Origin of the sequence: Streptomyces sp. NBC_01471 (genome assembly GCF_041438865.1) — a bacterium.
GTDB lineage: Bacteria > Actinomycetota > Actinomycetes > Streptomycetales > Streptomycetaceae > Streptomyces.
Map to the genome: position 1 here is coordinate 7,746,374 of NZ_CP109450.1, position 14,367 is coordinate 7,760,740.

Genomic DNA, 14,367 nt, shown 5'->3' on the forward strand with positions numbered 1-14,367 from the left:
CCCGCGCTGCCGGTTCCGGTCGGCGGCAGACGCGCGGAGCGCCGGTCGCCGCAGGTCATCGTACGCGCGGGGTCCGGACCGGCTACCGTGCCGGGACGTGGAAGCGCAGCCCGGTGCTGTCGGCGGGCGGCTGCCCCTCGCCACGGCCCACCGGACCGTCGGACTCCGCGTCTGCGACGCCGGGCCACAGCCTCGCCGCGGGGGCGTTGTCATGGAAGTAGGAGAGGGTCCAGGTGCCCGGATGGCACTGGAACAGCAGTCGTGCGGCCTCGCGTCCGACGCCCCGGCGGCGGTAGCGGCGCGCGACGAAGAACTCGCTGATGTTCCAGGCCCCTTCGTCCCCCTCGACATCGCAGCGGGCCAGGGCGAAGTCCGCCGTGCGGCCCGCCGCGGTGATCAGATACGCCTCCCGGTCGTCCGAGCCGATGAAGTAGCTGTCGAGCCAGCGGTAGTCGAAGGTGCCGTGCGCGGACAGCTCCAGCGGCTGGAACTCGGAGAAGTCGTGCAGATACAGCTGGAGCAGATTGGCCAGGACGGGCTTGTCGTCGGAGCCGGCCGCCGTGAGCCGGACCTCCACGGGTGCGGGGGTGCGTACGTCGTTCATACGGGCACCGTGCCAGGTCGCGGGCGGCACCGCCCCGGAATTTTCACCGCCCCTGGTCCGCGCCCAGATTGGGCCGGGCCGGGATCCGGTGTCCGAAGTAGTCGAGGACCGTACCGTCGTCCACCGCGGTGCCCGCGCCGAGTGCGGGGGATCCGGGGCGCAGCCTGACACCGTCCGGCGCCGTGGGGTGCGCGGAGCGCAGCAGCGGGTCCGCGTCGACGGCGCCCGCATCATGGGGCTGACCGGTGTTCCAGTACAGGTTGCCGGAGTACGTGCTGAGGGTGTCCGTGACCGGCGAACCGCCCGCGGCGCCGACGAAGACGTTGTCCGAGAACGTCACCCCGCTCTGGCCGTTGTCGGAGACCATCGCGGTGTCCGGGTGGTCGGTGACGACGGTGTTGCGGTAGACACGGGTGTCCGTGGTGCTGCCGCAGACCACCGAGATCACCCCGTAGGGAGCCGAGGTGTTGCGGTCGTTGATGCTGACGTTGTCGTGCACGCGGTTGCCGTCCGTGGTCGTGGTCGCGCCGTTGCAGACCAGCAGGAAGCCGCCCTCGTTGTCATGGCTGTAGTTGTAGCGGTAGACGTTGCGGGTGTTGGCACCGTCGATGTCGTACGCCATGGAGTCCCGGGTCCCGTGACCCCCGCTCACTTCGTTGTACTGGTAGAGCACGTCATCCGAGTTCCAGGCCCACACACCGGCGTTGTAGGCGGCGGAGCGCATGTTGAAGCCGTCGACGCGGTTGTGCTCGACCAGCGCGCCGCGCGCGTTCTGCACGACGATCCCGTCGCCGCCCGCGTCGGAGACCGTGTTGCGGTCGATGACCAGTCCGGTGATGGCCTGCCAGCTGCTGCCGGTCCCGTCGGGGTTCTCGGTCCGGTGGCTCCACGTCGAGGCGGTCCCGATGCCGGTGCGGTCCGTGTGCCGGACGGTCGAGTCCGTGATCCGTACGCCGTCGAAGCGGGTCGGCACGCCGGAGCCCTGCACCACGAAGAGGATGCCACCGCTGGGGTCGGGATCCTTGCTGTCCGAGCCGTTGACGTCATGGACGTCCACGCCGTCGACGACGTAGTGGTGGCCGACGCCGAAGTCCCGCAGCAGGACGAGCAGTCCGGCCCGGCGGTCCGTTGTCGTGGCCGGGCCCGTGTCGGAGAGGTCCAGGTCGCGCACCTCCCAGCCCTCGGAGTCGCGCAGCAGGACGGCGGCGCGGGCGCCGGCGCCCTCGATGTGCGGTTTGGCCCCGCTGCCGTAGGCCCCGAGCCGGATGGGCTCGGCGGCGGTTCCGGAGCCGGTGGGGGCGAGCGTTCCCGTGCAGCTGCTCCCGCGCCGCAGCAGCAGCCGGTCGCCGGGGGCGTAGGCCCGCGAGGCCTTGGCGAGGCTGCGCCAGGCGCCGGCCTCGCTGGTGCCCGGGGAACTGTCGCTGCCGTCGCGGCAGTCCACGTAGTAGGTGGTGCCCGTGTGGTGCTGGGCGGCGGCAGCGGTGGGCGCCAGTCCGGCGACGGCGGCCGCCAGCGCGGTCAGTACGGCCTTCGTTCGCAGCAGTTCTCTGAGCATGGCCGGACGGTAGCCAGCGCCCTGCTGCCCCGGCCATGGACATACGTGCAGGGCACTTGGACCTCCGTGTGCGCGCTGGGGGCCGCCGCAGGGGAGCGTCAGTGCCCGCCGGCGGCGGCGACCCGGCGGGCGATGCGCACGATGTCGCCGGCCGGCTCCGTGCGGTACGGGGGGTGGTCGCGGATCCAGCCGTCCTCGATGGCGTACCAGTCGATGTCCCGGGGTGCGCGGTTCTCGGCGAGTGCCGTGTCCAGCTCCCGGAAGTAGGTCTTCCAGCGCAGCGTGTAGAGACCGCCGACCAGCCCGGCCCACTCGCGGTTCGCGTAGTCGCGCAGCCCGCCGTCGTCCGCCGCCCCGCGGTCGCCCCAGACGGTGAGGAGTGACACCGCGTCGTGGGCGAGCCGGTCCTTCTCGGAGCTGTCCGCGCCCCAGGACCGGGCGTCGGACACCCAGCGGCCCAGCAGGAAGCGGCGGTCGGTGGCGACGGTCTCCTCCAGCAGCCCCATCCACGCGAACCACTCCGCGGTGAGCCGCCCGAACGCTGCCCGGTCGCCCCCGTCGTACGCGGCCCTGATCCGGGGGAGCAGCGTGCGGCTGTGGTGGGAGAGGGTCTGACGGGTGACGTCGAGCAGGTCGTACCGGTAGGCGCTGCTGCGCCGCAACGCGGCCGGTACCGCGAGGAGTTCGGGCAGGGCCCGGGCGAACTCGACGGTGTCGTAGCGCAGTCCGTCCGGCGACCAGGCCGCGCCGCTCTTCGCCGTCAGCGAGGGGCGGGCGCCGAAGAGGCCGTCCGGTGCCTCGCTCCAGCTGTCCTGCCGGGTGGTTCCGTACGCGGTGCGGCGCAGGATGTCCCAGGCCGCGGCCGCGTGCCGGTCGGGCGCCCCGTACCGTTCGGCCGACCACTGGTCGAACCAGGCGGTGAGGGAGACGGGTCCCGTGCTCCAGGGCAGATCGCTGAAGAGCGCGAAGGCGGCGGGGTTGTTGTCCGAGCCTTCGGGCATCAGCGCGATACCGCTGAGGGCGCTGTTCTGCTTGGTGCGCCACTGCTCGTACAGGGCCGTCCAGTCGGGGGTGTTGGCCCCCATGGTGGTGTGTCCGCCGAAGTTCCAGATGGATCCGAAGGCGTACGGTGTTCCGCCCCAGTCCTTCTCGCGGTCGGTGACGGTCGGGAAGCGGTCCGAGAGACCGTCCACGATGAACATCTTCGACCTGTCGACGGCGTCGATGATCTCGCTGCGGGGATTGGTCTGCCAGCCCAGTACGTTCCAGACGGCCCCGGGATGTGCGGTGCGCAGGGCCTTCTCGACGGCCTTCGCGGCCTCGCCCACGGGTACGTCCCCCGGGTTCCCGCCCTCGTGCAGAAGGTCGGCCTTGTACATGTCCGAGTCGCCGAGGAGTCCGCTCTGGATCCGGTAGAAGGTCTCGGCGACCCGCCCGAAGACCTCGGTGCGCGGGTCAAGCCAGTCCGGGCGGCCGAAGCCGGACCAGTCGCCCTGCGGTACGACACGGGCGCCCGGGTTGCGGTCGGCGAAGCCGGGCGGGACCGTACCGAAGTAGCCGGGGAGCACCGGGGTCATGCCCAGTTCGCGCACCCGCTCCACGATCCGCTGGGCGAGGCGTACCCGCCGGTCCAGCAGCTGCCGGGACACCGGTCCGCCGAAGCCCGACATGTTCTGCAGGAGCCACCACGGCTGATGGGCCGGCCCCGGTATCCAGGCCCGCAGTTCGGCGTCGCCGTAGCCGAACTCCTGGAAGGTGCGGTGGTAGACGGTGTCCGCGCCGCCGTAGACCAGGACCTCGTTGAAGCCGTGCAGGGCCAGCACGTCGAGTTCGTGCTCCCAGTAGTCCCAGCCGCTGTACGGGCCCGTGTAGCCGTCGTTGGTGTCGTTGAAGACGAAGCGGTGAGCGACGTTCGCGGACTTGACCAGCGGCTTCCGCAGGCCGGGCAGGCGCCGGGGGAGAGCGGTCTGCTCACCGTTCCACGAGAAGTGGGCGTGCGCCGTCGACCTCAGGTAGTGGTGCACCCCGGTGAGCTGTACCGCCGGGGTGGTGCCCTCGACCACGATCCGGCCGGTCGTCCCGGACACCCGGAAGGCGTCGGCCCCGTCCCTGGCCGGGACGGTGCGGAAGGTGACCTGGTCGCAGTGGCGGGGGAGGAGCCGCGCCAGCGCCCGGGAGGCCGCCGGGCGCTGCGCCGCCGACGCGGTGCCGTGCGCGGCGGCGAGCGCGGCGGTGGCGCCGAGAGCGGTGATGACCGTGCGTCGGCCGATGTCCATGGGGCGACTCCCTTGCGGCGGTGGGGCGGACCGGATCACTGGCCGGGGATCCTGGCGCAGGTGCCGGCAGCCGGTCAAGGTGCGCGTACGCGGGGAGTTGGGAGTGTGCCCGTACGGAGCGGCCGGAGAAGGCGACCGGCCGGGCCCCGGCGAGGGACGGGCCGGCGACCCGCCCCCGGGTCAGTCCCCGGACGTCACCCCGTCGCCCCCGTCCCAGAGCCTCAGTCCCGCGGTCAGCCCGTGGACACAGCGTGCCGCGAGTTCGGCGGGTCCACCGGGACCGTGATCCGCCGCGTCCGTGGTGGCCCAGACCTCGACGGCGACGCGCATCGCGGTGTTGGCGGCGGCCGAGGCCAGCCTGATCTCCAGCGGGTCCGCTTCACGGCCCGCCAGCGCGGCCAGGACCGGGGTCAGTTCCTCCTCGGCGTCGTGTGTCACCCGCAGCCAGACGGAGAGCAGGCCCGGGTGGGTGTCCATCGCCCGGATCAGCCCCCGCGTCCAGTGCAGCGCCTGGGTCTCGGCCTCGTCGGTGGGGGTGAGCGCCCGCAGCGCGGCCCGTTCGAGCGCCCGGGGCGCGGGCAGGTCGCCGGGGCTGTCACGCAGATCGGCGATCCACTGCTTCACCCCGCTGGACAGCAGCGGGGCGACCGCGTCCTCCTTCGTGCGGAAGTACCGGTAGAAGGTGCGCAGCGCGATCCCGGAAGCGCGGGCGATGTCCTCGGCCGTGGTGCTGTCCGCCCCGTGTTCGGCGAAGAGCGCGGCGGCGGTGCGGGCGATCTCCAGCTGGGTCGCCGCCTTGCGGCGCTCGGTGAGTGAGGGCCGGGCGGGGGCTGTCCGGGACGTGTCTGGCATGTCCAAAGGGTATGTCCCGATGCCCCCTGGCCGCTCTTTCTGCCTATGTGGCACATCGTGCCATCAAGGCGTACCGTGCAGGGGAAGGGCTCGAAGGCGAGCCCGGAACGGAGACAGGACAATGAACCGCTTTGACGGACGCCGCGTACTGGTCACCGGTGGTGGCTCGGGCATCGGCCAGGCCACCGTGGCCCGCATCCTCGCCGAGGGCGGCACCGTCGTCGCCGCCGACATCGTGGAGGCGGGCCTCGACGCCACCCGTGAGCAGGCGCGCGCGGCAGGAACAGAGAGCCGGCTCACGACCGTCGTGGCCGACATCTCCGACGAGGCGTCGGTGCGCTCCGCCATCGGGGGCGCCATCAGCGATCTGGGCGGTCTGGACGCGCTGGTCAACGCGGCGGGCATCCTGCGGTCCTCGCACACCGCCGACACGACCCTGGAATTCTGGAACAGGATGCTCGCGGTGAACCTCACCGGCACCTTCCTGGTCACACGCGAGGCGCTGCCCGCACTGCTGGACACCGGCAAGGGCGTGGTGGTCAACTTCAGCTCCACCTCCGCGACCTTCGCGCACCCGTACATGGCGGCCTACGCGGCCACGAAGGGCGGCATACAGTCGTTCACGCACGCCATCGCCATCGAGTACGCCAAGCAGGGGCTGCGCGCCGTGTGTGTCGCGCCGGGCTCGATCGCCTCGGGTATGACCAGTGACCCGGGTCTGCCCGCGGATGCCGACCTCAGTCTGCTCGCCAAGCTCTCCCCGGCCATCGGCCAGGGCTTCGCCGGCCCGGAGACGGTGGCGGGCGTGATCGCCATGCTCGCGTCCGACGACGGTGCCTTCGTCACGGGCACCGAGCTCCGCATCGACGGCGGTACGCACGCCTGACCCGCCCCTGCCCGCCCCTGCCCGCCACTGGGGCAGCCACCGCTCGCCGATCGCCCCCGCGGAGCAGCTCCGCCCGGTGATCGACGAGCGGTGGCTGCTCTGTGTGGGCAGACTGGAGGGACCGGACGAGGCGCCGTCGCGGCGCCCTGCCCTTCGAGCGCCGCCGTTACGACACGCGGCTCGCGTGGGGCGGTGAAAGCGGACGGTTCCCGGCGGACGAGGAGGAGATCCCGGTGGATGCCGCAGGCGTGGAATGGAGCGACGCGGTCTCCGGGGCCCCTTGTTGGGTCAACCTGACCGCACGGGATCTGGTGGCGGCCCAGGACTTCTACGGAGCCGTGATGTCCTGGGAGTTCCGGCCGGCGAAACTCGGCGAGGAATTCAGCGTCGCCCTCCTGGACGGATCGCCGGTCGCCGGTATCGGCGCACTCGCCCCCGCCCTCCAGGTCGCCGTGGCCTGGACGCCGTTCTTCGCGGTCGCCGACGCGGATGTGGCCGCCGCCCGGATCAGGGAGCGCAGTGGCACGGTGGCCATCGGGCCGGTGTCCCTCGTCTCGGGGCGCGGCGCACTGGCCGCGGACCGGGACGGCGCGGTCTTCGGCATCTGGGAAGGTCAGCTCCTCACCGGCTGGGAGGCGTGGCGCGACAGCGCACCCGCCTGGCTGCGGCTGCGTACCCGCAACGCCTTCGACGCGGCGATCTTCTACGGGGGAGTGCTGGACTGGGCCAGCGGACTTCCGGGGAGCTGCGAGGTCGAGTACGAGCAGGACGAGGTCGTGCTGCGCAGTGGCGGCCATGTGGTCGCGCGCCTCAGCTCCGGCGCGCTGGAGGCGGCGAGTGACCCGGCGATCCGGCCCCACTGGCAGGTGCACTTCCCGGTGGCCGATGTGCCGGCCTGTGTGGAGGCGGCGCTCGCGCACGGCGGCGCCGTGGTGGCCCGCCAGGCGACGCCCTCCGGCGCGGAGGCGACACTGCGCGACCCGGACGGCGGTCTGTTCACCGTGACCCCGCTGCATCCCGGGGACGTGGGCGCCCGGCTGTCGCCGGGGCCTGCGGAGTAGGGCCTCCGGTCGCTGCACCGAAGGGACACCCCCGAGCCGGCTGCCCCGACGCCACGGTTGACGCCCTTGCCGGCCCGGTCGTCTGCTGCGTGTCCGCCGCGGGGCCCTGACGCGATCGGGCATTTCCGCTGCTCTGCTGGCCACCCTTGTCGAGGACCTGTTCGGGCCTCGCTCGCGTTGAGTGTCCGCTGATTCGCCCGGTACGCCGGATGCTTGGGCCCGCTGGGGGTGAGGCGCCGCAGGGCCTGTTCGGCCTCAGCGGTTCCCGGGCGCGGTCCGGTCGTCATGACCCGGCCGGCGTCGCCGGGACGTGACCGGTGGACCCTCCGAGGAGGAGCCGACCCGCCCTCCGAGGTCGCACGACCGCCGCCGGGGGCCGTCCGGGATGCCCCACCGCGGTCCGCCTCTCGCCTCCGCGAGCGATGACGCCCTGCTCCGCGGTGGGCCGGTGCCGCAGGGGGCGAGGCGGGCCCGAGCCGCCCGCGCCTCCCCAACATCCGTTCACACAGGCGCCGTTCGGTGCCACCCCCGTATCACGTCTGCTCACTCTCCCCAGCAGGCAAGCCTTTGGCCATGGGATCCCCATCGGCCGTCCCCAAGAGTAAAACGCGGGTACAGACGCCCCTGCCCATCTTGTTGACGTGTTCCTGGCGACCGTAGGTTGTGGCCGCCCCGGCTGCGTAACCCCGTCGGCCCGGGCTGCAAGCGCACCCGCACAGCTCCTCGTTCCCCCACAAGACGGAGGCAGAACGTTGTTGCGCAGATCCCTTTCCCTCACGGCGGTGGCCGGTATGGCCGCCGCCGCGCTCGCGCTGGCCGCACCCATCGGCCAGGCGGCGCCCGCCCATTCGGGTTCATCGGCCCAGGGCGTCAAGGTGGCCCGGTCGTGTGCACAGCCGACGAAGAAGGACTACATGGCGTGCAACGCACTCCATGTCACGTCCGGCACCCCCGCGTCGGCCAACACCGAGCGCAACCTCACCGCCGCCGCCGCGCCGTCGGGCCTCGGCCCGTCCTCGCTCCAGGCGGCCTACAAGCTCCCTTCCGCCACCGCGGGTTCGGGTGCGACCGTGGCGATCGTCGACGCCTATGACGACCCGAAGGCCGAGTCCGACCTCGCGACCTACCGCAAGCAGTACGGGCTTTCGGCGTGCACCACGGCCAACGGCTGCTTCAAGAAGGTCGGCCAGTCCGGTACCTCCACCCTGCCCTCGGCCGACGGCGGCTGGGCCGAGGAGATATCGCTCGACCTCGACATGGTCAGCGCGGCCTGCCCCAGCTGCAAGATCCTCCTGGTGGAGGCCACGACGCCGACGATGGACAACCTGGGCACCGCGGTGAACTCGGCCGTCAAGCTCGGCGCCAAGTACGTCTCGAACAGCTACGGCGGCGGTGAGTCCTCCTCCGACAGCTCGTACGACACCAAGTACTTCAACCACCCCGGTGTGGCCATCACGGTGAGCTCCGGTGACGACGGCTACGGCGCCGAGTACCCGGCCGCTTCGCGCTACGTCACCGCCGTCGGCGGTACGTCGCTCAAGACCGCTTCCTCCACCCGCGGTTGGGTGGACACGGTGTGGAGCGGCGCCGGTTCGGGCTGCTCGGGCTACGACGCCAAGCCGACGTGGCAGAAGGACACCGGGTGCGCCAAGCGCACGGTCGCCGATGTGTCGGCCGTCGCCGACCCCAACACCGGCGTCGCCGTCTACGACTCGTACAGCCCGGGCACCGGCTGGATGGTCTTCGGTGGCACCAGCGCCTCGTCGCCCCTGATCGCGGCGGTCTACGCACTCGCGGGCACCCCGTCGTCGGGCTCCACCCCGGCGTCGTTCCCGTACGCGCACACCGGCTCGCTCAACGACGTCACCAGCGGCTCGAACGGCAGCTGTGGCTCGTCGTACCTGTGCACCGGCAAGGCGGGCTATGACGGCCCGAGCGGCCTGGGCACGCCGAACGGAACCGCGGCCTTCACCGGCTGACGTCCGTTGCGTCGACTCCTCGCGGGGCGGTTCCTTGCGGACCGCCCCGCGAGGCTGTCCGCACACGGCACCAGGGTGGCCGGGTCTCACTCCCCGGCGGGCGGCAGGTCCTCCAGCAGACTCCCCAGCGCGCCGAGCACCAGCCGGGAGATCTCGTCCGGACTGGCACCGGCCAGCGGCTCCTTGGCCACGACGACCCGCATCAGGCCGATCCCCAGCAGCCACGCCATGGCGAGGTCCGCGCGCAGGAGGCTGTCCTCCTCCCCTGACAGCGTGGAGAGCGCCGCGGAGTACTCGTCTCCCAGCGCCTTGACCATGTCGCCTGCTGCGCCACCGGTCCCGATCGACCGCAGGTAGACGGCCAGCGGGAGGTCCGCCCCCTCTTTCCCGCCACCGGTGAGCATCCCGCGCAGAGCGGTGGCGAACAGCTGCTCCGGCGCCGTCGTACGCACCTGCTCCTGGCCCCCGGACGCCATCACTTCGGTGAGCAGGGCCTGCTTCGAGCCGAAGTACCGGAACAACAGGGCCTGGTTGACCCCCGCCAACGCCGCGATGTCGCGCACCGTCGCGGCCTCGTACCCCCGCTCGGCGAACAGTTTCGCCGCCGCGTCGAGGAGCAGCCGCCGGGTTCCCCGGGCGTCACGCCGCCGCTCGGCCGACCCGCTGCTGGGGTGTTCCTCCATGATCGGGCTCCTCGTCGATGAGGCGTCAGCATAACGGCCATATACCGCCGTTGACGGCTCCCGGCCGCCCACCTAGCGTATGTAAGCAGGTGCTTACAAAAGAGGAGAGCAGTGTGACCACAGCCAGCACGGAACCTCTCGCCTATCCCTTCAACGCGGCCGAGGGCCTCGCCCTGGCCGAGGAGTACGAACAGGTGCGCAACCGGCCGGGACTGCTGAAGGTCCGGATGGCCTACGGCGAACCGGCCTGGCTCGTCACCCGCTACGAGGAGGCGCGCTTCGTCCTGGGCGACCTGCGCTTCAGCCGGGCCGAGGGGTACAACCACGACGAACCCCGCCAGGGCGAGGGGCGCAGGGACAGCGGCATCCTGGGCATGGACCCGCCCGACCACACCCGGCTGCGCTCGCTGGTGGCCAAGGCGTTCACCGTCCGCCAGGTCGAGAAGCTCCGCCCCCAGGTGCGGGAGCTGACCGCAGGGCTGCTCGACCGGATGGAGGCCGCCGGACCGCCGGTCGACCTGGTCGAGGAGTACGCACTGCCGATCCCCGTCGCCGTGATCTGCCGGATGCTGGGCGTGCCGGAGGAGGACCGGCCGAAGTTCCGGGTCTGGAGTGACGCCGCGCTCTCGACGAGTTCGCTCACGGCCGAGGAGTTCGAGGCCAACCGTGATGAACTCCGCGCCTATATGGCCGGGTTGATCGCCCAGCACCGCGCCGAGCCGCGCGACGACCTGATGACGGCGCTCATCGAGGCGAGGGACGGCGGTGACCGGCTGTCCGAGCTCGAACTGGTGGACCTCTGCGTCGGCATCCTGGTCGCCGGGCACGAGACCACCGCGAGTCAGATCCCCAACTTCGTCCACACGCTCCTCGACCACCCGGGGGAGTGGCAGCGGCTGGGGTCGGAGCCCGGGCTCATCGACAGCGCCGTGGAGGAACTGCTCCGCTTCGTGCCGCTCGGCAGCGGTGCGGGCCAGCCCCGGTACGCGAAGGAGGACATCGAGGTGGGCGGCACACTCGTGCGCGCCGGCTCTCCCGTCCTGGTCGCGGTGGGCGCGGCGAACCGGGACGCGCTGCGTTTCTCGGCCCCGGGCAAGCTGGACCTCTCCCGCGCCACCAACCAGCACCTGGGTTTCGGCCATGGCGTCCACCACTGCCTGGGTGCCCCGCTGGCCCGGCTCGAACTCCAGGAGGCCCTCGGCGCGCTCACCGCCCGCTTCCCGGATCTCAGGCTCGCGGGCGACATCGTCTGGAAGGGCGAGATGCTGGTCCGCGGTCCCCGTGTCATGCCCGTGGGGTGGTGAGCCGATGACCTGGCACGTGGAGGTGGACCGGACGCAGTGCATGGCGTCGGGGATGTGCGCGGGAGCCGCCCCCGACCTCTTCGCCCTCGACCACGACCGTGCCCGCGCGCTCAACGGCGACATCGCCGAGGACGAGCGGGCCCTGGACGCGGCGGACATCTGCCCGGCGATGGCCATCACGGTCCACGACGGGGAGAAGCTCATCGGCCCACGGCCATAGGGCCGGGGGCTGAGAGCCGGAGGCGGGCGGGGCCCGCAGCGGGCTTCCGGCCGCCGGGGCCGCCGACGCGCCTCCCCTTCCGGAACACGGAGAGGGAGGCGCCGCGGCCCGTCAGATGTCCAGCAGCCACCGGGCCGCCGCGCCGAGCGCCGCGTCCGCCTCGGGGAGCACACCGGCACCGCCGAGGAAGCCGTGGAACATCCCCCGTTCCACCCGCACTTCGGCCGACCCGCCCGCCGCGCGCAGCCGCTCCGCGTAGACCTGCCCCTCGTCCCGCAGCGGGTCGCACTCGGGCAGGATCAGCAGTGCGGGGGGAAGCCCGCCCAGGTCGCCGGCGCACACCGGTGAGGCGCGGGGGTCCGCGCCGTCGCAGTCCGGCCCGAGGTACTGCTGCCAGTACCAGCGCATATGGGCGGTGGTGTGGAAGAACCCGGTGGCGTACTCGGTGGCCGAAGCCGTCTCCAGGCGCTCGTCGAGCGCCGGGTAGACCAGGAGCTGGGCGGCGATGGCGGGCCCGTTGCCGTCGTCCCGCGCCATCAGGGCGACGGCCGCCGCCAGGTTGCCGCCGCTGGAGTCTCCCGCGACGACCAGCCGGGACGGGTCGAAGCGGAGCTCACGGGCGCGCCCGGCCGCCCAGCCGGTGACGGCGTACGCGTCGAGCAGCGCGCAGGGGAACCGGTGCTCCGGTGCGCGACGGTAGTCGACGGACACCACCAACGCGCCCGTACGCGAAGCCAGTTCGCGGCAGAGGCCGTCGTGCGTGTCCAGGCCGCACATCACCCAGCCGCCACCGTGGCAGAAGACGACGACCGGCCGGTCGCCGTCCGTGCCGTGCGGGTCGGGGTCATAGATCCGTACGGGCACGGGCGGGACGCCCGGCGGGCCCGGTGCGGACGCGTCCGTCACCCGGGCGACCTCCGGCAGCCCGCGTGGCGGCCCTGCCGAGGAGGCTCTGCGCAGGGCGGCGGCCTCCAGGGGGCCGTCCGCCGGGTCGGGGAAACCGTGGGTGAGCGCGTCGGCGAAGCGGCGTGCCGCGGGGGTCAGGCTCATCCGGTGGTCAGCCCCCCGTCCACGGTGAATTCCGCTCCGGTGATGTAGGAGGCGGCGTCGGAGGCCAGAAAGCGGACGAGCTCGGCGACCTCGTCCGGCCGTCCCATGCGCCGCAGCGGCACGCGCGGGTGCTCCCGCTGCCCGGCGTCCTCGCCCAGCGCCCCCGCGACCATCGGGGTGTCGACCATCCCGGGGTGCACCGAGTTGACCCGGATGCCGTCGGCCGCGAGATCGAGCGCGACGTGCTTGCTGAGTCCGCGCAGCCCGAACTTGCTCGATCCGTAGGCCGCGTGCTGGGCGATGCCCACCAGGCCCGCCGTCGACGAGATGTTGACGATGGACCCGCCGCCCGCACTCCGCAGGGCGGGCAGTGCGGCCTTGATGCCCAGGAAGGGGCCCAGCAGATTGACGCGGAACAGCAGCTCGAAGTTCTCCTGCGTCTCCGTGTCGACCGGGGCCGTCCGCCACAGAGCGGCGTTGTTGACGAGGACGTCCAGCCGTCCGAAACTCCGTACGGCCGTCGCGACCGCCGTCTCCCAGCTCGCCGCGTCCGTCACGTCGTGCGGGACGAACACCGCCGCACCGCCCAGGGCGGCGGCGACCTCGCGGCCCTCCTCCTCCCGGACGTCGGTGATCACGACGCGCGCGCCCGATGCCACGAACAGCCGTGCTTCCACGGCCCCCTGGCCCCGGCCGGCCCCGGTGATCAGCGCCACCTTGCCGTCCAGCCGTACGCCGTCCGCCGCCGCGTCCGCGGCCGAGGGGGCGGTCACTTCTCGCCGTCCAGCGCCCGGAAGTGCGGGATGACCGTCTCGCCCCACTGGCGGATGGTCTCCATGCACGCCTCCTGCGGAACCGTGCCCATCTGAATGAGGCACATCACCTCGTCCACCCCGATCTCGCGCAGCTTCTCGACATAGGCGATGGCCGTCCCGGCGGTGCCGTAGGCGTGGTCCGCGTTGTAGGTGCCGGTGTCGACCGGGCGGGCCGGGATGTTGGCGTCGTGCAGCCTGGCGACCAGCTCGTCCCGCTCGCGCGCCATCACCGCCACGTGGTCCTCGTCCTCGTCGTCGCCGGTGGGCGCGGGCGAGTTCCCGTACCAGTGCGCGATGGACTCGGCGAAGAAGCGCTGGCCCCGGGTGCCGATGCGCAGCGCGCGCTCCGCGTCGTCGAGGACGATCGTGGGGCAGAGCGCCGAGAAGTGGTCGTTCACCTCGGTGGACACGCACCGCTCGCCGCTCCTGGTGGCGATGGCCTCGTCGTACACCGCACGCATCGTGCGGACGTCGTCGGCCCCGGCGAATCCCATCACCAGGGCGCCGATGCCCAGTTCGGCGGCGAGCTTGAGGGTCTCGTGCTTGCTGCACGCCATGAAGAGGGGCGGATGCGGGCCCTGTACGGGGCGGGGAAGTACGGCGCCCGGACCGATGTCGATCGAGCCGTGCCACTCGAACCGCTCTTCACGCCAGGCGGCGGAGAAGATCCGCAGCGCTTCCTCCATCTGCGGATAGGTGTCCTCGGGGCGCACCCCGTACATGGACATCTCCTGCTTCGTCGCGCCCCGACCGGAGCCGATGTCGACGCGCCCGCCGGAGAGCACGTCGAGCATGGCCGCGCGCTCGGCGACCCGGACCGGGTGCTGGTAGCCGAAGGGCATGGTGACGACGCCGTGGCCGATGCGGATGCGGGAGGTCCGCGCGGCGACCCAGGTCAGGAAGATCTCGGACGCACTCATGTGCGCGTACTGCGAGAGCGAGTGGTGCTCGACGGCCCAGATCCGGTCGAAGCCCATCTCCTCCGCGTACACGGCCTGTTCGACGCAGTCGTTGATGACCTGGCGTTCGCGCTCGGGGGTCGGGTTCGAGAGCTGTGCCTCGAAGATCATGGAGAACTTCAC

13 protein-coding genes are annotated in these 14,367 nt (G+C 72.2%); 5 read left to right on the forward strand and 8 right to left on the reverse strand.

Annotated features, from left to right (window positions below):
* Positions 1-82: 82 nt before the first annotated feature.
* From OG285_RS35060 to OG285_RS35075, 4 genes are all read right to left on the reverse strand, one after another.
* Positions 83-604 (reverse strand): hypothetical protein, encoded by a 522-nt coding sequence (locus OG285_RS35060; RefSeq protein ID WP_371793343.1) that lies wholly within the window; start codon positions 602-604, stop codon positions 83-85.
* Positions 605-647: 43 nt separating this feature from the next.
* Positions 648-2,159, reverse strand: coding sequence for a right-handed parallel beta-helix repeat-containing protein (locus tag OG285_RS35065; RefSeq protein WP_371793344.1), 1,512 nt, complete (start codon positions 2,157-2,159; stop codon positions 648-650).
* A gap of 98 nt (positions 2,160-2,257) precedes the next feature.
* The gene (locus OG285_RS35070) at positions 2,258-4,435 is read right to left on the reverse strand and encodes an alpha-N-acetylglucosaminidase (RefSeq protein WP_371793345.1); all 2,178 of its coding nucleotides are present in this window, start codon (positions 4,433-4,435) and stop codon (positions 2,258-2,260) included.
* Between the two features lie 180 nt (positions 4,436-4,615).
* Positions 4,616-5,287, reverse strand: coding sequence for a TetR family transcriptional regulator (locus OG285_RS35075; protein ID WP_371793346.1), 672 nt, complete (start codon positions 5,285-5,287; stop codon positions 4,616-4,618).
* Positions 5,288-5,408: 121 nt separating this feature from the next.
* On the opposite strand from OG285_RS35075, the gene OG285_RS35080 reads away from it, so the two are divergent.
* From OG285_RS35080 to OG285_RS35090, 3 genes are all read left to right on the forward strand, one after another.
* Positions 5,409-6,173, forward strand: a complete 765-nt coding sequence (locus tag OG285_RS35080) for an SDR family NAD(P)-dependent oxidoreductase (RefSeq protein ID WP_356834514.1) — start codon at positions 5,409-5,411, stop codon at positions 6,171-6,173.
* A gap of 227 nt (positions 6,174-6,400) precedes the next feature.
* Complete coding sequence (locus OG285_RS35085) at positions 6,401-7,234, forward strand: VOC family protein (RefSeq protein WP_371793681.1); 834 nt, start codon at positions 6,401-6,403, stop codon at positions 7,232-7,234.
* A 791-nt stretch (positions 7,235-8,025) separates the two neighbouring features.
* Positions 8,026-9,213, forward strand: coding sequence for a peptidase S8 (locus OG285_RS35090; protein ID WP_356834634.1), 1,188 nt, complete (start codon positions 8,026-8,028; stop codon positions 9,211-9,213).
* Positions 9,214-9,299: 86 nt separating this feature from the next.
* On the opposite strand, the gene OG285_RS35095 is transcribed toward OG285_RS35090, so the two are convergent.
* Positions 9,300-9,896, reverse strand: coding sequence for a TetR family transcriptional regulator (locus tag OG285_RS35095; RefSeq protein ID WP_356834518.1), 597 nt, complete (start codon positions 9,894-9,896; stop codon positions 9,300-9,302).
* Positions 9,897-10,009: 113 nt separating this feature from the next.
* Between OG285_RS35095 and OG285_RS35100 the strand changes: the two genes are divergently transcribed.
* Together OG285_RS35100 and OG285_RS35105 are read left to right on the forward strand one after the other, a co-directional pair.
* The gene (locus tag OG285_RS35100; RefSeq protein ID WP_356834520.1) at positions 10,010-11,200 is read left to right on the forward strand and encodes a cytochrome P450; all 1,191 of its coding nucleotides are present in this window, start codon (positions 10,010-10,012) and stop codon (positions 11,198-11,200) included.
* A 4-nt stretch (positions 11,201-11,204) separates the two neighbouring features.
* Positions 11,205-11,420, forward strand: a complete 216-nt coding sequence (locus OG285_RS35105; protein WP_371793347.1) for a ferredoxin — start codon at positions 11,205-11,207, stop codon at positions 11,418-11,420.
* A gap of 111 nt (positions 11,421-11,531) precedes the next feature.
* Here OG285_RS35105 and OG285_RS35110 read toward each other — a convergent pair whose 3' ends face one another.
* Genes OG285_RS35110 through OG285_RS35120 form a run of 3 tightly spaced genes read right to left on the reverse strand, consistent with a single transcriptional unit; the run spans position 11,532 to position 14,367 of the window.
* Positions 11,532-12,470, reverse strand: coding sequence for an alpha/beta hydrolase (locus OG285_RS35110; RefSeq protein ID WP_371793348.1), 939 nt, complete (start codon positions 12,468-12,470; stop codon positions 11,532-11,534).
* Positions 12,467-13,243 (reverse strand): glucose 1-dehydrogenase, encoded by a 777-nt coding sequence (locus tag OG285_RS35115; protein ID WP_356834526.1) that lies wholly within the window; start codon positions 13,241-13,243, stop codon positions 12,467-12,469. The genes OG285_RS35110 and OG285_RS35115 overlap by 4 nt, the downstream gene beginning before the upstream one ends.
* Positions 13,240-14,367, reverse strand: coding sequence for an LLM class flavin-dependent oxidoreductase (locus tag OG285_RS35120; RefSeq protein ID WP_356834528.1), 1,128 nt, complete (start codon positions 14,365-14,367; stop codon positions 13,240-13,242). Before OG285_RS35120 ends, OG285_RS35115 begins: the two co-directional genes overlap by 4 nt.

Excerpts from the sequence above, each read along its gene's own strand:
- OG285_RS35075 (WP_371793346.1), bottom strand. The coding sequence starts at position 5,287 with ATGCCAGACACGTCCCGGACAGCCCCCGCCCGGCCCTCACTCACCGAG.
- OG285_RS35065 (WP_371793344.1), bottom strand. The coding sequence starts at position 2,159 with ATGCTCAGAGAACTGCTGCGAACGAAGGCCGTACTGACCGCGCTGGCG.
- OG285_RS35095 (WP_356834518.1), bottom strand. The coding sequence starts at position 9,896 with ATGGAGGAACACCCCAGCAGCGGGTCGGCCGAGCGGCGGCGTGACGCC.
- OG285_RS35080 (WP_356834514.1), top strand. The coding sequence starts at position 5,409 with ATGAACCGCTTTGACGGACGCCGCGTACTGGTCACCGGTGGTGGCTCG.
- OG285_RS35090 (WP_356834634.1), top strand. The coding sequence starts at position 8,026 with ATGGCCGCCGCCGCGCTCGCGCTGGCCGCACCCATCGGCCAGGCGGCG.
- OG285_RS35105 (WP_371793347.1), top strand. The coding sequence starts at position 11,205 with ATGACCTGGCACGTGGAGGTGGACCGGACGCAGTGCATGGCGTCGGGG.
- OG285_RS35060 (WP_371793343.1), bottom strand. The coding sequence starts at position 604 with ATGAACGACGTACGCACCCCCGCACCCGTGGAGGTCCGGCTCACGGCG.
- OG285_RS35070 (WP_371793345.1), bottom strand. The coding sequence starts at position 4,435 with ATGGACATCGGCCGACGCACGGTCATCACCGCTCTCGGCGCCACCGCC.
- OG285_RS35110 (WP_371793348.1), bottom strand. The coding sequence starts at position 12,470 with ATGAGCCTGACCCCCGCGGCACGCCGCTTCGCCGACGCGCTCACCCAC.